The organism is Nocardia sp. No.11 (genome assembly GCF_038752175.1).
GTDB lineage: Bacteria > Actinomycetota > Actinomycetes > Mycobacteriales > Mycobacteriaceae > Nocardia > Nocardia canadensis.
Map to the genome: position 1 here is coordinate 57258 of NZ_JBCGFB010000016.1, position 18215 is coordinate 75472.

Genomic DNA, 18215 nt, shown 5'->3' on the forward strand with positions numbered 1-18215 from the left:
CGCGCCTGCGCCGTTTCGGCGACCGCTACTCGGTGTCCTCGTCGGCGTAGCTGAAGTCCTCGATGGTCCAGGGATCGGTGGGCTGGTCGCGCCAGGCGAGTCTGCCGGGGGACAACGTGGACAGCTCGATGACCGAGGAGTCGGCGTCGGTGACGTGCTGGATGGGCAAAAGGGTGGCGGTGTCGGCGCCGAGGGGGTCGCCGGAGCCGTCGCCGACGATCCACTCGCCGTCGGGGTCGCGAACGACGACCAGCGCGGGGCTCTCGCCGGTGGCGACGGTGTTGTAGACGTAGGCCGTGACCTCGGCGGGGAAGGTCAGTCCGTATGGCGGCGGGGGTGGGTCGCTCGGGTTGTGCTCGGCGAGTGCCGGTGTGGCGGTGCGCCATCGGTCGGTAGCGGCGCCGATGTCGTAGCACCACAGGCCATCGGCATGGCCCTGGGCGAGGGTGGCTTTGGTCTCCTCGAGATCGCTGTCGGCGGGGACGTTCAGCGCGACCAGACCGGTGGCGCTGCCTTCGCCCTCGACACCGAGCGGTTCGAAGGCGTCGAGCACGGCCTGGCGGACCTCGGCGCGCAGGCAGCCCTCCACCGGGATGACCCGGATCGTGCAGTTCCCGGACGGCTCGAGCACGTCCCCGGCCCACAGCACGCCCTCGTCGTCCGCCTCGACCGCGATCACATCACCCAGCGCGACGCCGGCGGCGTGAAAAGGGATGTTGTCCAGCCGAACCCGCTTCTCGTCGAGCCGGACGGCCCACATCCGTTCCGTGCGGAACGCGTGCCAACCCGAGGGGTCGTCCGGCAGCCGGAACACCACCCGCACGTAGTCGGTGTCGTCGTCCTCGTTCACGGTCATGCGGGAGAGCATGCCAGGGCGAGGCGCCGCTTTCCGGAGGAGGTCGGCGCGCTGAGCGGCGTGCACCACTACGCGGCCCGGGCGGACGGCGCTGGGACATCCGGGAGGGGCGGACGCGCGCCGAATGCGAACTCGCCGCGACGGTTACTTCCCGGTTCGACGGAAGTGAGTACTGCGCATCGGTACACTCTCGTTTCACATCCCGGTTGTCCAAGCGCGCCGCCGATGCACTGCGGCTGTTCGACGACGGGGTGACGGTCCGGATCGACGAATATTGGGACGCGATCATCGATTTCACCGCCCGCGCTGGCCGCGCACCCGCCCCGGCGGCTCATGTCGAGCCTGGGCGAGCCGGAAGTTCCTGGGGCTTGTGCCAAGTGACAAAAAAGTTCTAGGAAATTCCTCTAAAACACTCCCTGTTCAGATTTGCCTCGGTATCGTCCGAGACGGCAAATGGCCAGTGACAACGTAGTCACAAAGCATCAACTTGGAGTGACACATGCTTTACAACATCACCGATGACGGCTCTGACGGCAACATCCTGACCCTGCTGCTGGGCCTGCTCACCAGCTCGCTCAGCACCGGTTCTGCGCAGGCCTCGGGCAACTGAGCGGACTGTAGCCAACTTTCGGCTAACGCGCGGTAAGCCGGAAGGGCAGCCGAAGGGCCCGATCCATGACGAGGGGATCGGGCCCTTCGGTATTGTCAGCGACAATGTCACAGGATGCGAATACGGGACGAATGTATGCCGGGCAACCCGTAGAGGACCGGCAACGCCAGCGGCGTGCGCGTTTTCTGGAGTCAGGCCTGACGGTCTTCGCGCGCGACGGGTACGCCAACAGCTCGGTCGGTGCCATCTGTAAGGACGCGGGACTGTCGTCCCGTCAGTTCTACGAGGAGTTCACCGGCCGCGAGTCGTTGCTGTTGGAACTGTACGAGCAGATCGATCGGCAATCGCGCGAAGCGGTCGCCACTGCTCTCGAAGCGAAGACCGACGCGACGGTGCTCGAACAGATCGATGCCGCCGTGCGCGCCTACGTCGAGGCGATCGGCGCCGATCCACGCAAGGCGCGGGTGGCGCTCGTCGAGGTGGTCGGCGCGGGCCCCAAGGTGGAGAAGTTCCGGCTGGAGCTACGGCGCGTGTGGGGCTCGCTGCTGGCCAGCGCCGCCGAGGACGCCGCCATGCACGGCGAGATCCCCTCCGGTGACTACGAGCTGCGCGTGCTGGCCATCATCGGCGCGGTCAACTATGTCGTAGACGGCTGGAGCGGTTCCGATCCGCGGCCGCCGCTCGACGACGTGATCCAAGTGCTGAGCCGGGTGATCCTCGGTGCGGTAGGGGCCTGATGCCCCGGGTCGAGGTCGTCCCGATCCAGGTGCCCGACGGCACCACCCTGCCCGTGCGGCTCATCCCCGCGCGCGGCCCGCATCGACATCCGGTGACTCCGGACGCGCCGCGACCGGTCGTCGTCATCGTGCCCGGCCTCGCCGTGCCCGGTGAGTTCTACGAGTACTTCGGCGACCGGCTGGCCCAGCGCGGCTTCGACGTCGCCATCGGCGAGCTGCGCGGCAACGGTGACAGCACGCACCGGCCCGACGCCGACAGCGCCTACGGCTACCACGAATTGGCCTCCGTCGACTTCCCGGCGATCCTGCAGGCGGTGCGCGACCGGTTCCCCGGCAGCACGCCCTACCTGCTCGGCCACAGCATGGGCGGGCAGCTCGCCGTCCTCTACGCCGCCAGGGCGCGCGGGCGGATCGCCGGGCTGATCCTGATCGCGTCCGGCACGCCGTACTTCCGCGGATATCGCGGGGTGCTCGGGCCGGGGATGCTGGTCGGCACGGCCGCGGTGGCGGTGGCGTCGAATCTGGCCGGGTTCTGGCCGGGGGACATGCTCGGCCGCCGCGCCTTCGGCAGGCAGTCCAAGGTGCTCATGTCGGATTGGGCGCGGCTGGCCCGCACCGGGCGCTTCGTGCCCGTCGGCGCCGATATCGACTACGAGGAACGGATCTCGCGGTTGAAGTTCCCGATCCTGTCGATCACTGTGGCCGGCGACGACCTGGCGCCGCAGACCTCCGCCGACCACCTGCTGAGCAAACTGCCCGCGGCGCCGGTGACCCGGTGGTTCCAGCCGGAGGCCCTCGGGCACAACGGCTGGATCACCAATCCGGATTCCACGGTCGACGTCGTCGAGAAGTGGCTGCGCGACCGCTAGGGCCTACGCCGAACGGCGGCCCTCCATCAGCATCTGCGTGAAGAACTCGTAGACCAGCGCCGACAGGTAGGCCGACTGCTTGTTGTCGGCCGCGCCGCCGTGCCCGCCCTCGATGTTCTCGTAGTACCAGACGGTGCGGTCCTGGGATTCCAGCAGCGCCGCCATCTTTCGCGCGTGCCCGGGGTGCACGCGATCGTCGCGGGTGGAGGTGGCGAGCAGGATCGGCGGGTACTGCTTGCCGGTGTCGGTGTTCTGATACGGCGAGTACTCGCCGATGTAGGCCCACTCCTGCGGCTTGTCCGGGTCGCCGTACTCGGCCACCCAGGACGCGCCCGCCAGCAGCAGGTGGTAGCGCCGCATGTCCAGCAGCGGCACCTGGCACACGATCGCGCCGAACAGCTCCGGGTAGCGGGTGAGCATGACGCCCATCAGCAGACCGCCGTTGCTGCCGCCGATGGCGCCGAGGCGATCCGGGGTGGTGATGCCACGGGTCACCAGGTCGCGCGCGACCGCGGCGAAATCCTCGAAGGCGCGGTGCCGGTGCTCTTTCAGTGCCGCGGTGTGCCATTCGGGGCCGTATTCGCCGCCGCCGCGGATATTGGTCACCACGTAGGTGCCGCCGCGCTCCAGCCAGGCCATGCCCGCCGAGCCCAGATACTGGGGCGTCTTGGAGATCTCGAAGCCGCCGTAGCCGTTCATGATGGTCGGGCTCGGCGTGCCGCGACGGTCACGGTGACGAATCACGAAGTAGGGCACGGCCGTTCCGTCGTCGGAGGTCGCGAAGAACTGTTCGGTCTCGATGCCGGTGGCGTCGAAGTAGGCGGGGGCCTGCTTGAGCACCGTGGCCGGTTCGCCGATGGCACTGCTGAGCAAGGTGGTCGGCGTGGCGAATCCGGTGGTGGTGAGCATGAACTCGTCGCCGCCCTCGAGCGGGTCGAGGTTGTTCACCGTGGTCGACGACATGGCGGGGGAGTCGGCGAGTTCGGTCGTCGTCCAGCCGTCGGGGCCGGGCGTGAGCACCCGCAGGCCGGTCTGCACGTCCTGCAGGGTGGTCAGGACGAGGTGGTTCTCGGTCCAGCCCCAGCCGTCGAGCGAGGTGTGCGCGTCGGGCGTGAACAGGGCCTCGAAATCCCGTTCGCCGGCGAGGAACCCCGGCAGATCGGTGACGAGCAGGCTGCCCGGCTCGAAGGTCGCGCCGCCGACCTCCCACGCGGTCTTCAGCCGCACCAGCAGCCAGTCGCGATACCAGCTCACATCGGCGTCGGTCGGAGTCTCCAGCAGGCGCCAGGTGCCATCGGCATCCAGCAGGGAGATCTCCTCGTTGAAGAAGTCGGTCGCCCGGCCGGCCCAGTGCCGTTCGAAGCCGGGATGGCGGTCGTAACCGGCGCTGACCGAGACGTCGGTCGGCTTGCCCTCGAAGACCGTCTCCGCCTCGGCCAGCGCGGTGCCGCGCCGCCAGCGCTTGGCGATGCGCGGGTAGCCCGAATCGGTGAGTGAGCCGGGACCGAAATCGGTGCCGACGTAGACGGTATCGATGTCGATCCAGCGCAGCTGCGACTTGGCCTCGGGCAGGAAGAACCCGCCGTCCGCCGGTGCGATGAACTCCCTTGTCGTCAGGTCGAATTCACGCTGAACCTTCGCGTCGGCACCGCCGCGGGAGAGCTGGATGAAGGCGCGCTCCTGCGAGGGCCGCAGGACGGTGGCGCCCGCCCAGACCCAGTTCTCCCCGTCGGCCTCGGCGAGGGCGTCGACGTCGATCAGCACATCCCACTCGGGGTTCTCGCTCGCGTAGGACTCGAAGGTGGTCCGCCGCCACAGCCCGCGCTGATGCTCGGCATCGCGCCAGAAGTTGTACAGCCACGGCCCGCGCCGGCCGGGGTAGGCGATCTTGGTGTCGTCGTCGAGCATGGCGAGCACGCGCTGCTCGAGCGCGCCGAACCGCTCCGTGTCCGCGAACCGCTGCCGCACCACCTCGTTGCGGGCCCGCGCCCAGTCCAGCGCGGCCTCGCCGGTCACATCCTCGAGCCAGAGATAGGGATCCGTCACGTCCTGCTCAACGCCGCTCATTCCCCCATTGTTGCCGAGTGGCCGCGGGAGTGTGCGGGCTCACCAGGAGTGAGCGACGTCGATCACCACGCGAACGGGGTCGTCGAGGGTGAGAACCCGGAACGGCAGGCGGGCGCGGACGCCGAGGCCGAGGGTGGTCTGGCCCTCGAACGAGCCGGCCCAGGAGGCCTGACGGAAGGTCGGGTAGCCGCCGACGTCGACGAGTTCGGCGCGGTTCGCGGGGCGGTAGGTGCTGTTGCCCTCGGCGTCGTAGGCCGGGGCTTGCACCATCACCTGGAGGTACGCGCCGCCGCGCAACGGGACCGCGGCGCCGGAGCCGTCCATGGCGACCGTGTCGACGTAACCGACGCGGTAGCCCGGGAGCGGGCCGGACAGGTCGACGACGAGGCGGTCGAAGCAGTCGTGGCGGCCGGACCGGACTGCGCCGACGGTCGCGGTGGAGTACCCCGCGCTCGACTTGTCGAGGGAGCCCCAGGTGAGTCCGCAGGAGGACGGGGTCGCGGTAGCGGGCAGGGTCCACAGGCCCGCGCAGGCCGCGAGCGTGGTGAGCAGGACGAGGAAGCGACGCATGTCGCACCGCCTTCGGGCAGTGGGAGGAAGTACTGATTGATCGGACCGATCAGACAACCCGTTAGCGTCGTTGAGGTTCCGGATGTGTTGCGATCCGTAGGATCGCAGGTCACGGACTACGACCGGAGGTGACCATGGCGCCCTTCCTGTGGGAGCAGCACTGCTGTCTGCCGTTGCATCACACCGCGCGCATCGGCGAGCTCGCCCGCTACCCGCTCGGGTCGTATCTGTCGGTCAACGTCGGGTATTCGGCGCAGACCACCACGGATTCGCTGGCGCTGCTGCACCAATTCCGTGACCAGGCATCGGCCGATCCGCGTTTCCGGCTGGTCGAGCGCCGCGCCGATATCGGCGCCGACGACGCGATCGCGCTGGCCTTCGACCTGGAGGACTCGGCCCCGCTCGGCGGTGATCTCGACAATGTGGAGATGTTCTACCGGCTCGGCGTGCGCTCGCTGCTCCCGAGCTACAACCACGCCAACGCGGCGGGCTGTGGCTGTCTCGATACCGAGGACGCCGGCCTCACCGGCTACGGAAAAGACTTGGTGCGCAAGCTGAACGAGGTCGGCGTGTTCGCCGATGGCTCGCACTGCTCGCGTCGCACCGGGCTCGATATCGCGACCAACACCGCCGTCCCGATGATCTACAGCCACTCCAATTTCGCTGCCCTGTGGGAGCATCCGCGCAACATCTCCGACGACCAGGCCCGCGCCTGCGCCGAGACCGGCGGGGTGATCGGCATCAACGGGGTGGGAATCTTCCTCGGTCACAACGCTCCCGACGACCACGCAGCCCGGCTGGCCGCCATGGCCGACCACATCCGCTACGGCGTCGATCTGGTCGGGCTCGACCACATCGGCATCGGTTCGGACTACTCCTTCGACGGCCGGGAATTCAACGACGAGATCCGGGACAATCCCGGCGCTTTCTCCGAGGCGTACACGAAATGGGGCCCGCTCCAATGGGTTCCCCCGGAGGACCTGCTCGGCGAGTCCGGCGCACCCGGCCTCGACGAGCTGCTGGCCGACCGGGGGTTCCACCGAGCCGAGCGCGCGGCGATCTTCGGCGGCAACTTCGCCAGGGTCGCCGGCCAGGTCTGGCGCGACTGACCGCAGCCGAGGCGAACCAGCCTGCCGCGCGGGGCGGCGGCGGTTCGCGCTAGTCGGCGACGGGCGTCGGCACCGGCTGGGCCGCGCGCTTGCGCGCCGTGACCTTCCCGTACAGGAAGAAGTACCCCTTCACGTACTGGCCGACGAGGATCGCGTTGATGATCGTGCCCTCGCGAATGAAATGCGGTGCGCCGAGGAAGATCAGCCCGATGCCCGCCGAGATCGCGAGCAGCGTGCAGTCGAACACGGTCTTGATGTTGCCCCACTTGCGGCCCGTCCGCTGCTGGATCGTATTCACGAACAGGTCGATCGGCATCAGGATCAGGTTCGCGCGAATCATCAGGAACAGGCCCAGCGCCAGCATCGCGTCGGCGAAGACCAGCAAGACGAGGTTGGCCGCGTACGGCTCCAGGTGGACCCACTCGGTGAGCCACAGGTTCAGGTCGAGGAGCAGTGCCAGCACCAGCGCCGGGATCATCGAAAGCAGGTAGCTCGCCTTGAAAGCCTTCGGTCCGACCAGGAAGGTCAGGCCGAGCATGATGATCTCGAGGATGAGGTTGTAGTTGCCCTGGCTCAGCGGGGTGAACACCAGCGTCATCGTGCGGGTGAGGCTGCTCTGCGGGGAGATCCCGATCCCGGCCCTGATGGCCAGGCTGAGGCCGAGGGTGAGGATATAGATTCCGGCGACGTAGGTGATCCAGCGGCGCACCTTGTTCCCGTTGTCGATGACTGCCGCGTCGTTGTCGTGCTGCATAGCGGTGGATCCCTTGCTCTGGTAGCCGACGCTATTTCATGAAGCCGAAGCGATCGAGCGAGATGAACAGCGTCAGTAGCTTGTTGACGACCGGTTCGCCCTCGTTGTGATGGCCGAGTTTCGCCAGCGCCTCGTCGATCGACCGGGTCGCCTCGACGAGTTCGGTCAGGTCCATATCCGCCATGACGCCATAGAAGTCCAGCGGCAGCACGGCTTTCGCTTCCTGCTCGTCGGTGACGACACAGCCGCCGACCAGCCCGTCGAGCTGCTGGAGGTTCGCGCGCATCTCGGCGCTGTCGGATCCGACGACCACGAAGTAGGCCGACGGCGCTGGCCAGAAGGTCGAGACCGCCCCGCGCTCGATCGAGACGCCTTGGAACAGCCCGTTCACGATGTGGCGCGCGCCGTCGGCGTAGCGCTGCACGATCGAGATCCGGTTGAGCCGCACCCCGTCGTGCTCGGGAACGATCGCGCCGTCGCGCACCGGCACCCAGACCTCCTGCGCGAACTTGCGATGCCCGCGCCCGTAGACGTCGAAGACCAGCACCTTCGCCCGGGTGCCGTCCGCCGAGATCTCGATCGGGGTGAGGTCGAGCTGTTCGGCACGCAGGCCCTCGAGGCCGGGCCTGGGTCGCTTGGCCAGCACCGAATAGTCGATCCCGACGGGCTCGAGCAGGCGCCGATCCCGGGCCACCAGCTTGCCGCCCTTGAAGACATAGCGCGGATTGATCGTGGCGAGGCTGTCGGTGAGCACGATGTCGGCGAAGCGGCCCGGGCTCAGCGAGCCGAGATCGCGGTCCTTGTGGAACGAGCGCGCCGCGTAGAGGGTGCCCATCTTGATCGCCTTGATCGGCGGCATACCCATCTCCACGGCCAGGGAGACGACCCAGTCGATATGGCCCTGCCGCAGGACCCGGTCCACCGAGATATTGTCGGCGCAGAGCTGGAAGTTCTCGGCGGGCCAGTGCCGTTTCACGATGGCGCGCAACATTGTTCGAATGACCTCCGGGCTACCGACGCCGAATTTGATCTGGGTGTTGAGGCCGTAGCGAATGCTCTTCTCGATATCGGCTTCGTTCCAGACGTCGTGGTTGTTGTCGACGCCGATCGCGGGCATGTAATTGAGCAGCATGTCCGGCAGTGATGTGACGCCCCAGTGGCAGTTGACGAATCCGGCGTTCGCCCGGCCGAGCGCGGACTTGCGGAAATCGTCGGCGTTGCCGGTCATATAGGACAGATGGGCCAGTTCGCCGAGGCCGATGACCGGATCCATCGCCAGCATCGCTTCGGTGACTTCCGGCGAGGTCTTCTTCCCCGGCGCGAAAGCGTAGAGCCGGTAGGGGAGTTTGTCGTGGTCGGCGAACAGCGCCCGGGCGGCGTCGACCGCTTCGTCGCCCGCCGCGCTGGCGAAATCGAGGGTCTCGCCGAAGACCGTGGTCGTGCCGCTCGGCACGATCGCCTCGCCGAAGGCCGCCGGATGCGCGAGCTGGGATTCGAAGTGCAGGTGCGAGTCGATCAGGCCGGGAATCGCGTAAAGGCCGCCACCGTCGAAGGATTCGCGATAGCGCACGATCGACTCGTCGGGGTTCAGCGCGATGATGCGTTCCCCGTGGACCAGCAGCGATCCGGGATAGACGGATTCGCTGTGCACGTCGAGGATGTGCAGATTGCGCAGCAGCAGGTCCGCTTCCTGCTCGCCTGTCAGGATGGCGAAGATCGTGCGGACGTGATCGTCGTGGGCGGAAACCTCGGCGGCGCCCGGGAAAGGGGCCTCGGTCGTCGAATTCTGCTGGGGCATGGCGGTCCTCATCTCGATATTTCGGCGCTGTCGCTGCGCCTGTATCGATTGGACGTGATCAGCACCGTTGCCCACAAGCATTCGTTTTCGCACGAGGTGTACTAAATTTTCGTACACTAATTCCAGGAGGTGGCGGTGCTCCATTCACGATTGCTGCAGTACATCGACGAAGTGGCGCGGCTCGGGTCCATTCGCGCGGCCGGTGCCCGGCTCCATGTCGCGCCGTCGGCGATCAATCGGCAGATCCTGCTGCTGGAGGCCGAACTCGACCAGCCGCTGTTCGAACGGCTGCCGCGCGGCATGCGGCTCACCCCGGCGGGCGAGGCGCTGCTCGTGCACATCCGGCAGACGCTGCGGCAATACCGCGAGACCGTGGCCGACATCCGTGATCTGCGCGCGCTCGGCAGCGGGGAGGTCGTGATCGCCACCATGACCGGCCTGGCCAGCAGTGTCGTGGCCACCGCGGCCACGACGTTTCGCGCCCGGCATCCGCAGGTCCGGATCTCGATCCGCACCATGTCGACCCTCGACATCGTGCAGGCTATCGAGAACAGTGAGGCCGACCTCGGCCTCGGCTTCAATATCCCGCCGTCGGCGCAGCTCGAGGTCTGCTGGCAGATGAACACGCGGCTCGGAGTCGTTGTCTCGCCGCATCATCCGCTGGCCCCGATGGAGACGATCCCGCTCGCGCAGTGCACTCCGTTTCCGCTGATCTTCGCCGACCGTTCCATGGTGATCCACGGGATCGTCGCCGAGGCCTTCGCCAACGCCGGTCTCGATATCCAGCCCGCGTTCCACACCAATTCGATCGAGACGATGAAGCGGCTGGCGATGTCCGGCGAGGCGATCGCCTTCCTCAGTGAGTTCGACATCGCCGAGGAACTCCGGGACGGCCGCCTGGCCTTCCGGCAGGTGCGCGACGCTTTCGACGTCAACATCATCTCGCTGGTGCGCCGGGAGAAGCACGGGCACGGCCTGGCCGGTTTCCTGCTCGCCGACGAGATCGGCAAGGCGCTGCGGCCCGGCGAGCCCGACTAGCGGCTCGCCGTCGGCGGCCGCTGGTCGGGCGGTGGAACGCTGTGGCGCGAGCGGTCAGGCCGACGTTTCGATCGGCAGGCCCGCCTCGGACCAGTCCTGGATGCCTTCGCGGTACTTGCGGACATCGGTGTAGCCGAGGGCTTCCAGCTCGCTCGCGACGACCTGGCTGTTGCCGCACCCGGCGTTCGAGCAGTAGACGACGACCGCCGCGTCGCGGTCCGGCAGGAGTTCGGGGGCGCGGTCGGCGACATCGTCGGCGATCAGGTTGAGCGCGCCGGGCAGGTGCGCCTTGGCGTAGTACTCCGGGCCGAGTGCGTCGAGCACGGTCACGGTGTTCGACTCGATCGCCGCGGCCAGTTCGTCGCGGGTGATGAGTGCGGTCATGGGGTCCACCTCGGTTGTTCGAAGGAAATTTATGTGCGTGCACACGCTACTAGTTGTGTGCGCACGCACGCAAGTGGGTAGACTGGTCCGGTGCCGAACGATCAGCCGTCCCGTCGTCCCGCGGTCGCCGCGTGGGCGGCGCTGTTGCAGGTGCACGCGGCGTTCGTCCCCGAACTCGACGCCGAACTCCGCAAAGCCACCGGCTTGCCGCTGACCTGGTACGACGTGCTGCTCGAACTCGACGCGGCCGGGCCGATGCGGATGAGCGATCTGGGCGACAAGGTCGTCCTCAGCCGGACCAGGGTGAGTCGCCTCGTCGCCGAGCTGGAAGCCGACGGCCTGCTGCGCCGCGAGACCAACCCCGACGACGGCAGGTCCGCGCTGGTGGCCATCTCCGACCTCGGCAGGCAGCGGTTCCGCGAGGCCGCGCCGCACTACCTCGCCGGCATCGAACGCAGGCTCGGGGCCCACGTGAGCGCCGCCGAGCTCGCGGCCGTGGCCGACACGTTGCGCAAGGTGCTCGGCGGTCCGTAGCGCCCGCTCGCGCGCACCTCACCTAAGTGGGGGACGGGTGGGTGAACTCCCCGAAACAGAGTTAGGCTCGGGGTCGTGACTTCCCACTACGATGTCGTCGTTCTCGGCGCTGGTCCCGGCGGATACGTCGCCGCGATCCGTGCCGCTCAACTCGGCCTGCGAACAGCGATTGTCGAGCAGAAATACTGGGGTGGCGTGTGCCTGAACGTGGGCTGCATCCCGTCCAAGGCACTGCTGCGCAACGCCGAACTGGCCCATATCTTCCACAAGGAAGCCAAGACCTTCGGCATCTCCGGTGAGGTCAGCTTCGACTTCGGCGCCGCCTTCGATCGCAGCCGCAAGGTGGCCGACGGGCGCGTCAAGGGCGTGCACTTCCTGATGAAGAAGAACAAGATCGACGAGTTCGACGGTCTCGGTACCTTCACCGGCCCGAACTCGCTCGATGTGGCCCTGACCAAGGGCGGCACCGAGACGATCACGTTCGACAACGTCATCATCGCCACCGGCACCACCACCAAGCTGCTGCCGGGCACCCAGCTCTCGGCCAACGTGGTGACCTACGAGGAGCAGATCCTCACCCGTGAGCTGCCCGGCTCGATCCTGATCGTCGGCGCGGGTGCGATCGGCATGGAGTTCGCCTACGTCCTCAAGAACTACGGCGTCGACGTGCGGATCGTGGAATTCCTCGACCGCGCGCTGCCCAACGAGGACATCGACGTCTCCAAGGAGATCACCAAGCAGTACAAGAAGCTCGGCGTCACCATCACCACCGGTGCCGCCGTGCAGTCGATCGACGACGACGGCTCCAAGGTCACCGTCCAGATCAAGGACAACAAGTCCGGCGCGATCGAGACCGTCACCGTCGACAAGGTGCTGCAGGCCGTCGGCTTCGCGCCGCGCGTCGATGGCTACGGCCTGGAGACCACCGGTGTCGCCCTCACCGACCGTGGCGCCATCGCGATCGACGACAACATGCGCACCAACGTGCCGCACATCTACGCGATCGGTGACGTCACCGCCAAGCTCCAGCTCGCGCACGTCGCCGAGGCGCAGGGTGTGGTCGCCGCCGAGACCATCGCCGGCGCCGAGACGCTGACCCTGGGCGACTACCGGATGATGCCGCGCGCCACCTTCTGCCAGCCGCAGGTCGCCAGCTTCGGTCTCACCGAGCAGCAGGCCCTCGACGAGGGCTACGACGTGAAGGTCGCGACCTTCCCGTTCACCGCCAACGGCAAGGCGCACGGCCTGGCCGACCCGACCGGTTTCGTGAAGCTGATCGCCGACAACACCCACGGCGAGCTCATCGGCGGCCACCTCATCGGCCCCGACGTCTCGGAGCTGCTGCCCGAGCTGACCCTGGCCCAGAAGTGGGATCTCACGGTCAACGAGCTCGCGCGCAACGTGCACACCCACCCGACGCTCAGCGAAGCGCTGCAGGAAGCGATCCACGGCCTCGCCGGCCACATGATCAACTTCTGATTCATCGAAGACACGAGGGGCGGTCGCCGGGCGACCGCCCCTCGGTCGTGTCCGCGACACGAATTGCGTGTATTTCTTTTCGGCCAAAATTACGGGCGTTGATTTGGCGAATGGGGATGCTGTCCACGATGATCCGTGTAGTTCTTCGTTCGCTCGATAGTCGCTACACCTGATCTCGTGAGTACATGGGTAACTCGCCGGGCACGCCCACTAGCTGACTTCCTCGTGACCGCCAGCCCGGCACCCTGGCTGTTCGACCTGCCGACCACCGGCAAGAGTCGCGGGGAGGCGGACAGAGAGGCAACGGATTCGATGAGCAAGCGCATTCTCGGTTGGGTAGCTCGTGCGGCGGCAGTGGTAGCGGTGGCCGGATTCGGAACCATGGCGCCCGCGGTGGCCGAACCGCTTTTCCCCGGTGGCCCCGATCTTCCCGGTGTTCCCGCCGTCGTCCCGACGGCGTCGCCGTGCCCGGTGGTCGAGGCGAGGGCGTGCATGCGGCTGTCGACGAACGAAGCGTGGCTGGTCGACAACGGCCGGGTGATCTTCGGCCCGACGCCGATTTCGCACGGTATGGCCGGATACGAAACTCCGCCCGCGGTCACCCGGATTTCCTTCAAGCGGGAATTCCACTGGAGCACGATGCACAACGCGCCGATGCGCTGGGCCACCTTCTTCAACGGTGACATGGCATTCCATGTCGGCCCGGTGAATTCGAAGTCGCACGGTTGTGTGCGCATGACCGAGGACGGCGCCCACCGCTTCTTCGACTACCTGAACCCGGGCGACATCACGCAGGTGATCGAGTAGCTGTACGGAGTGGCCGAGGATGCTTGCCGGGACGGGTCAGCCCGTGCCCGGTGAGTCATCCATGTTCTCGCGTTCGTCTGTCGCCGGGTTCCCCTCGTGCGGTATACAGCTTGTGTGCGTAAGTGGTTGATCGGCGGGGCAGCGGTCGTCGCGGTACTGCTGGTGGTGGTCGGCGGGCTGTATGTGCTGATGAATTCGCGGACCTACCAGTTGACGGGACGATTGGTCGATCGCGTCGACACCGACGAGAAACTGGTCGCCCTGACCTTCGACGACGGGCCGACCGAACGCACGCCCGAGATCCTGCGCGTGCTCGCCGAATCGCGGGTCCCGGCCACGTTCTACCTGGTCGGGGAAGACCTGGCCGCCCACCCCGAATACGGCGCGGCGATCGCCGCGGCGGGCCACGAGATCGGCAATCACTCCTATACGCATCGCCGCATGGTGCTGGTCTCCGGTGACACCGTGCGCGAGGAGATCGAGCGCACCGACGCCGAGATCCGCCGCACCGGCTACCAGGGCCCGATCACCTTCCGGCCGCCCTACGGCAAGAAGCTCTGGGCGCTCCCCAGTTACCTCGCCGAGCACGACCGCACCACCGTGACCTGGGATGTCGAGCCCGACTCCGCGGGTGGCGCGAGCCGTGCGGACGTCGTCGCCGACACCCTGGCCCGGACTCGGCCCGGCTCGGTCGTGCTGCTGCACGTCATGCACGGGCGCGAATCCGCCGCCGCGCTCCCCGAGATCGTCACCGGCCTGCGCTCCCGAGGCTACGAATTCACGACCGTCTCCGAGCTGCTCCGGCGCGACCACGGCTGACTCGCCGGGGACAGGCGCACTCCGACTCGGCACGCGCCGCCGCGAATCGCGCCGGGCCTAGCGATCGGCCTGGGTCCGCGGAACGGCGGATCGGTGGTAGCTCGCCTGGGCTTCGCGGACCGTGTCCATGTTGGTCTCCAGGACCACGATCAGCGACTCCAAGCGCTCGGCGACCTGCGCGCCGAGCTCGGTCAGCGTGTACTCCACGCGCGGCGGAATGGCCTCGAGCACCTCGCGATGCACCATGCCGTCGCGTTCGAGGGTCTGCAGGGTCTGCGACAGCATCCGTTCGCTCACGCCGTCGACGCGCCTGCGCAGCGCGCTGAATCGGTAGGGGCCTTCGCGTAGTGCCACCAGGGCCAGCACGCCCCACCGGCTGGCGACATTCTGGAGCACCGGCCGCGACTCGCAGTTGCGCGCGAAGACGTCGGCTTCCAGCGCCTGATCGTCGTCGGTCGACGGGGGCTGCGTGCTCATGCTGCCGATCGTACCGCCCTTGACCAGAGTGCCTGCGGAATGCATAGTGCTTACGAATAGTTAGTACTTCAAAATCGGTACAAACCCTGGAGGAAGATCATGACTGTTGCGGTGACCGGAGCGAGTGGACAGCTGGGCAGGCTCGTCGTCGAGGCCCTGCTGGCGGCGGGCGAACAGCCGGTGGCGATCGTGCGCGATCCCGCCAAGGTCGCCGACCTGGCCGAACGTGGTGCGCAGGTCCGGCAGGCGAGTTATGACGATCCCGCAGCACTCGATGCCGCGCTGGCCGGTGTCGACCGGTTGCTGCTGGTCTCGGGTAACGAATTCGGCGCCCGGGTCGCCCAGCACACCACTGTCATCCGGGCCGCCGAGCGCGCGGGTGTCCAGCTGCTCGCCTACACCAGCATCCCCGTCGCGACCGACAACCGGATGATCCTGGCGCAGGAGCATCGGGGCACCGAGGAGGTGCTCGCCACCGCGTCGGTACCGACCGTCCTGCTGCGCAACAGTTGGTACTGGGAGAACTATGCCGCCGGCGCCGCGCATGCCGTGCAGACCGGTGTGCTCGCCGGCGCCTCGGGCGAGGGCAAGGTCTCCGGTGCCCCGCGTGCCGACTACGCCGAGGCGGCGGCGGTCGTGCTCACCACCGACGGCCACGAGGGCCGCGTCTACGAGCTCGGCGGGGACGACGCCCTGACCGGTGCCGACATCGCCGCCGTACTCACCGAGGTCGCCGGCACGCCGGTGCGCTACGAGAACCTGACCGAAGCCGACTACGCGGCGGTCCTGCGCCAGGCGGGCCTGCCCGAGCCGGTGGCCGCGGCGCTGGCCGATGCCGACTCGGGCATCGCCGACGGCCTGCTCGAGGTCCGCACGGGCGACCTGGCCAAGCTCCTCGGCCGCCCGGTGACCCCGCCCGCCGAGGCGTTGCGCGCCCTCCTCGGCTGATTTCGGGGGTGGGCCGACGGGGAGTGGTGTGGCAGAGTTCGGGTGTGGCTACCGAAACTCCCCGTCGACGCGCGCACTCCTACCTGAGCGGGCTGCTGTTCGTGATGGGTGTCCTGCACTTCGTCGCGCCGAAGCCGTTCGACGGCATCGTGCCGCCGAAGCTGCCCGGCAACCCGCGGACCTACACCTACGCGTCCGGGGTCGCCGAGCTCGGCGTCGCGACGGCGCTGGCGGTGCCGCGCACCCGCCGGTTCGGCGGTTGGCTGGCCGCGGCGCTGTTCGTCGGGGTCTTCCCGGCGAACATCCAGATGGCCGTCGACGTGGTCGGCAATCCGAAGGCGAACGGCCTGTTCAAGGCCGGTGTGCTGGCGCGGCTGCCGCTGCAGATCCCGATGGTCGTCGCCGCGCTGCGCGTCGCGCGCCGCTGATCACACCCACTGCACCAGCTGGATGACGATCCCGTTCGGGTCGGTCATCTGGAAGTAGCGCTCGCCCCACTCCTCGGTCTCGATGGGCGTCTCGATCGGCACGCCCGCGGCGCGCAGTCGCTCGTACTCGGCGTCGATGTCGTCGACGATGAACACCACGAGCGTGCCGTCGCCCGCGCTGCCCGCGATGCGCGCCGGCTTGAAGGTGCTCAGGCCGGTGCGCAGGTAGATGACGTTCATTCCGGCATCGGGCCGCTGGAGGGAGACGAACCCGTCGGCGGCCATCTGTTCGGTGAAGCCGAGGTGGTCGACCAGGAACTTCGCCGAGGCCTGGGGGTCGGCGACATTGAGCGAGATGGCGGAGCCGGTGATCTGCATGCGTTCTCCTCGGTTCGTTTAACTCCGTACGATGTACGGTTGAAACCATGACGGCGAACCGAGCGCTTCGCCCTATGAGCTGAGTCACAACGTGAGCGCGGGACAACTCGCCGGGCACGGGCCGACCGTGCCGGTGACCACCGCCCGCCGCCGACCTGACCCAGCTCCGAGCCTCGGTCCGGCTAGAAGTCGCGGAGAGGCGGGAGAGTGTCGCGGTCGATCCGCAGCGTGGTGATGGTGGCGGCCAGGCCCTCGTACTGGTTGATCAGCAGCACGATCTCGATGAGCCGGCGCTCGTCGTAGTGTGCGGCGAGCTCGGCCCACGCGGCATCGTCGACGTCGCGGCTGGTCACCAGCTGGTCGACGACGGTGAGTAGCGCCCGCTGCCGCGGCGTCCAGCCCTCGGCCTGGGGCCCGGCGGTGACCCGGTCGATCTCCACCGCCGAGAGTCCGGCCTTGCGGCCGAGGCGGCGATGATGGTCGGTCTCGTAGTCGCACGCGCGCAGGTGCGCGACCCGCAGGATGACCAGTTCGGCCTCGGCGCGCGGCAGCCGCCCGCCCGGCATGAGCTTGCCGGAAAAGTGCAGCCAGCCGCGGAACAGCCCGCCGGTGCGCCCGAGGGTGCTGAACAGATGCGCGTCATCGGTGCCCGACGCCCGGGAAAGCACTTGCCAGACAACCCAGTTGATCGGTCCGAGCTCGGCGAACCGTCCCGGGGAAACCCGTGGTAGGGGCGCTGGATCCATCACTTCTCCACCTGTCTGCTCGTGCTCGCCCGGCCGGTTCGCAGCGTACTCGCCGGTATGGGATCGCGAAGGCGACTGCGGGAGTCGTGCCGGTTTTCTTTGGTTTCCAGTGGTTTTCGCAACAGTTGCGCGTCATGATCGGTGGGTACCGCAGCGCGCAGCGGCGGTGTGAGGTCGCAGCACTGGTAGGGGAACATCGGAATGCTGGTTCGGATCAGGCCGGATGCGGAGCTCACCGGCGCCGAGCGGGAGTTCGTCGATTGCCTGCGCGCCTATCCGAGCACGGGGCTCGCGCTGGTGGATTGCCGGGTCGGTGATCGCAGGCTGGGAGCGGTGATCGTGACGCCGCGGGGGATCACGGTCATCGAGGTGAAGGGCTTCCGGCGACGTCAGAGCGGCCTGCTCGCGGTCTCGGCCGCGGGCGAGTGGACGATCAGCGACAGCCCGCTCGACCTGGACGCCGAGCCCTCGACCGGGCTCACCGACCGGCTCGAGCACGGGATACACGCCGTGCGGGTGGCGCTGGAGCAGGCGCTGCAGGACAGCAGGCACGTCAGCGGCGCGGTGGTGATGGTGCCGTATCGGGGCGTGGTGGTGCGGCCCGCCCGCACCGCGCTGCGGTCCGGGCTGGACGTGCTGGTCGCCAATACCGTCGACGCGCACGAGCTGCGCGTGTACCTCGAGGGCTTCTCCGCCGGGCCCCGCGAATGGACGATCGACCGGGTACTCGCCACCTGCACCGCGCTGGGCGCCGGTGACCTGACGCCCGCGCGCGCCGACCTGGCCGCCGACGGCTTCGAGGGCAGC

Annotated in this window: 20 protein-coding genes; 11 read left to right on the forward strand and 9 right to left on the reverse strand. The window is 68.0% G+C overall.

The window, feature by feature from the left end:
* Positions 1-25: 25 nt before the first annotated feature.
* Positions 26-856, reverse strand: a complete 831-nt coding sequence (locus V8688_RS07885) for a DUF4265 domain-containing protein (RefSeq protein ID WP_218722091.1) — start codon at positions 854-856, stop codon at positions 26-28.
* A gap of 675 nt (positions 857-1531) precedes the next feature.
* Between V8688_RS07885 and V8688_RS07890 the strand changes: the two genes are divergently transcribed.
* Positions 1532-2203 (forward strand): TetR/AcrR family transcriptional regulator, encoded by a 672-nt coding sequence (locus tag V8688_RS07890; RefSeq protein WP_342800497.1) that lies wholly within the window; start codon positions 1532-1534, stop codon positions 2201-2203.
* Complete coding sequence (locus V8688_RS07895; RefSeq protein WP_218722089.1) at positions 2203-3072, forward strand: alpha/beta fold hydrolase; 870 nt, start codon at positions 2203-2205, stop codon at positions 3070-3072. Before V8688_RS07890 ends, V8688_RS07895 begins: the two co-directional genes overlap by 1 nt.
* A gap of 3 nt (positions 3073-3075) precedes the next feature.
* On the opposite strand, the gene V8688_RS07900 is transcribed toward V8688_RS07895, so the two are convergent.
* Entirely contained in the window at positions 3076-5139 is a 2064-nt protein-coding gene (locus V8688_RS07900) for a prolyl oligopeptidase family serine peptidase (RefSeq protein WP_342800498.1), read from the reverse strand.
* A gap of 39 nt (positions 5140-5178) precedes the next feature.
* The gene (locus V8688_RS07905) at positions 5179-5709 is read right to left on the reverse strand and encodes a hypothetical protein (RefSeq protein WP_342800499.1); all 531 of its coding nucleotides are present in this window, start codon (positions 5707-5709) and stop codon (positions 5179-5181) included.
* 134 nt (positions 5710-5843) lie between these two features.
* Here V8688_RS07905 and V8688_RS07910 point away from each other — a divergent pair, with 134 nt between their 5' ends.
* The gene (locus tag V8688_RS07910; RefSeq protein WP_218722086.1) at positions 5844-6818 is read left to right on the forward strand and encodes a membrane dipeptidase; all 975 of its coding nucleotides are present in this window, start codon (positions 5844-5846) and stop codon (positions 6816-6818) included.
* Between the two features lie 49 nt (positions 6819-6867).
* Here the strand turns inward: V8688_RS07910 and V8688_RS07915 are convergent, their stop codons facing one another.
* Both V8688_RS07915 and V8688_RS07920 read right to left on the reverse strand, forming a co-directional pair.
* On the reverse strand, positions 6868-7572 hold the full coding sequence (locus tag V8688_RS07915) for a DUF6198 family protein (protein ID WP_218722085.1): 705 nt from the start codon (positions 7570-7572) through the stop codon (positions 6868-6870).
* Between the two features lie 31 nt (positions 7573-7603).
* A complete protein-coding gene (locus V8688_RS07920; RefSeq protein WP_342800500.1) occupies positions 7604-9370 on the reverse strand; it encodes an adenine deaminase C-terminal domain-containing protein in 1767 nt (588 codons plus the stop codon).
* A 135-nt stretch (positions 9371-9505) separates the two neighbouring features.
* Here V8688_RS07920 and V8688_RS07925 point away from each other — a divergent pair, with 135 nt between their 5' ends.
* A complete protein-coding gene (locus V8688_RS07925) occupies positions 9506-10408 on the forward strand; it encodes a LysR family transcriptional regulator (protein ID WP_342800501.1) in 903 nt (300 codons plus the stop codon).
* Between the two features lie 54 nt (positions 10409-10462).
* Here V8688_RS07925 and V8688_RS07930 read toward each other — a convergent pair whose 3' ends face one another.
* Positions 10463-10792: a rhodanese-like domain-containing protein gene (locus V8688_RS07930; protein ID WP_218722082.1), complete on the reverse strand. Its 330-nt coding sequence runs from the start codon at positions 10790-10792 to the stop codon at positions 10463-10465.
* 90 nt (positions 10793-10882) lie between these two features.
* On the opposite strand from V8688_RS07930, the gene V8688_RS07935 reads away from it, so the two are divergent.
* The 4 genes from V8688_RS07935 to V8688_RS07950 all read left to right on the forward strand — a co-directional run bounded on the left by V8688_RS07935 (position 10883) and on the right by V8688_RS07950 (position 14431).
* The gene (locus tag V8688_RS07935; RefSeq protein WP_218722081.1) at positions 10883-11326 is read left to right on the forward strand and encodes a MarR family transcriptional regulator; all 444 of its coding nucleotides are present in this window, start codon (positions 10883-10885) and stop codon (positions 11324-11326) included.
* A 75-nt stretch (positions 11327-11401) separates the two neighbouring features.
* Complete coding sequence (gene lpdA, locus V8688_RS07940; protein ID WP_218722080.1) at positions 11402-12805, forward strand: dihydrolipoyl dehydrogenase; 1404 nt, start codon at positions 11402-11404, stop codon at positions 12803-12805.
* A gap of 363 nt (positions 12806-13168) precedes the next feature.
* A complete protein-coding gene (locus tag V8688_RS07945) occupies positions 13169-13612 on the forward strand; it encodes a L,D-transpeptidase (RefSeq protein ID WP_308248708.1) in 444 nt (147 codons plus the stop codon).
* A 114-nt stretch (positions 13613-13726) separates the two neighbouring features.
* Positions 13727-14431: a polysaccharide deacetylase family protein gene (locus V8688_RS07950; RefSeq protein ID WP_218722078.1), complete on the forward strand. Its 705-nt coding sequence runs from the start codon at positions 13727-13729 to the stop codon at positions 14429-14431.
* Positions 14432-14488: 57 nt separating this feature from the next.
* Here the strand turns inward: V8688_RS07950 and V8688_RS07955 are convergent, their stop codons facing one another.
* Positions 14489-14908: a helix-turn-helix domain-containing protein gene (locus tag V8688_RS07955; protein ID WP_218722077.1), complete on the reverse strand. Its 420-nt coding sequence runs from the start codon at positions 14906-14908 to the stop codon at positions 14489-14491.
* A gap of 99 nt (positions 14909-15007) precedes the next feature.
* Between V8688_RS07955 and V8688_RS07960 the strand changes: the two genes are divergently transcribed.
* Positions 15008-15856: an SDR family oxidoreductase gene (locus tag V8688_RS07960; RefSeq protein ID WP_342800502.1), complete on the forward strand. Its 849-nt coding sequence runs from the start codon at positions 15008-15010 to the stop codon at positions 15854-15856.
* A gap of 104 nt (positions 15857-15960) precedes the next feature.
* Positions 15961-16284: a hypothetical protein gene (locus tag V8688_RS07965; protein WP_255588776.1), complete on the forward strand. Its 324-nt coding sequence runs from the start codon at positions 15961-15963 to the stop codon at positions 16282-16284.
* Here V8688_RS07965 and V8688_RS07970 read toward each other — a convergent pair whose 3' ends face one another.
* Together V8688_RS07970 and V8688_RS07975 are read right to left on the reverse strand one after the other, a co-directional pair.
* Positions 16285-16662 carry a VOC family protein gene (locus V8688_RS07970; RefSeq protein WP_218722074.1) on the reverse strand — a complete coding sequence of 126 codons (378 nt, stop codon included), beginning with the start codon at positions 16660-16662 and terminating at the stop codon, positions 16285-16287.
* A gap of 182 nt (positions 16663-16844) precedes the next feature.
* Positions 16845-17408: a carboxymuconolactone decarboxylase family protein gene (locus V8688_RS07975; protein ID WP_342800503.1), complete on the reverse strand. Its 564-nt coding sequence runs from the start codon at positions 17406-17408 to the stop codon at positions 16845-16847.
* A gap of 201 nt (positions 17409-17609) precedes the next feature.
* On the opposite strand from V8688_RS07975, the gene V8688_RS07980 reads away from it, so the two are divergent.
* The coding region (locus tag V8688_RS07980) for a nuclease-related domain-containing protein (RefSeq protein WP_342800504.1) at positions 17610-18215 on the forward strand (606 nt) is incomplete at its 3' end.

Excerpts from the sequence above, each read along its gene's own strand:
- V8688_RS07885 (WP_218722091.1), bottom strand. The coding sequence starts at position 856 with ATGACCGTGAACGAGGACGACGACACCGACTACGTGCGGGTGGTGTTC.
- V8688_RS07890 (WP_342800497.1), top strand. The coding sequence starts at position 1,532 with ATGACGAGGGGATCGGGCCCTTCGGTATTGTCAGCGACAATGTCACAG.
- V8688_RS07895 (WP_218722089.1), top strand. The coding sequence starts at position 2,203 with ATGCCCCGGGTCGAGGTCGTCCCGATCCAGGTGCCCGACGGCACCACC.
- V8688_RS07900 (WP_342800498.1), bottom strand. The coding sequence starts at position 5,139 with ATGAGCGGCGTTGAGCAGGACGTGACGGATCCCTATCTCTGGCTCGAG.
- V8688_RS07905 (WP_342800499.1), bottom strand. The coding sequence starts at position 5,709 with ATGCGTCGCTTCCTCGTCCTGCTCACCACGCTCGCGGCCTGCGCGGGC.
- V8688_RS07910 (WP_218722086.1), top strand. The coding sequence starts at position 5,844 with ATGGCGCCCTTCCTGTGGGAGCAGCACTGCTGTCTGCCGTTGCATCAC.
- V8688_RS07915 (WP_218722085.1), bottom strand. The coding sequence starts at position 7,572 with ATGCAGCACGACAACGACGCGGCAGTCATCGACAACGGGAACAAGGTG.
- V8688_RS07920 (WP_342800500.1), bottom strand. The coding sequence starts at position 9,370 with ATGCCCCAGCAGAATTCGACGACCGAGGCCCCTTTCCCGGGCGCCGCC.
- V8688_RS07930 (WP_218722082.1), bottom strand. The coding sequence starts at position 10,792 with ATGACCGCACTCATCACCCGCGACGAACTGGCCGCGGCGATCGAGTCG.
- V8688_RS07955 (WP_218722077.1), bottom strand. The coding sequence starts at position 14,908 with ATGAGCACGCAGCCCCCGTCGACCGACGACGATCAGGCGCTGGAAGCC.
- V8688_RS07960 (WP_342800502.1), top strand. The coding sequence starts at position 15,008 with ATGACTGTTGCGGTGACCGGAGCGAGTGGACAGCTGGGCAGGCTCGTC.
- V8688_RS07965 (WP_255588776.1), top strand. The coding sequence starts at position 15,961 with ATGGGTGTCCTGCACTTCGTCGCGCCGAAGCCGTTCGACGGCATCGTG.
- V8688_RS07970 (WP_218722074.1), bottom strand. The coding sequence starts at position 16,662 with ATGCAGATCACCGGCTCCGCCATCTCGCTCAATGTCGCCGACCCCCAG.
- V8688_RS07975 (WP_342800503.1), bottom strand. The coding sequence starts at position 17,408 with ATGGATCCAGCGCCCCTACCACGGGTTTCCCCGGGACGGTTCGCCGAG.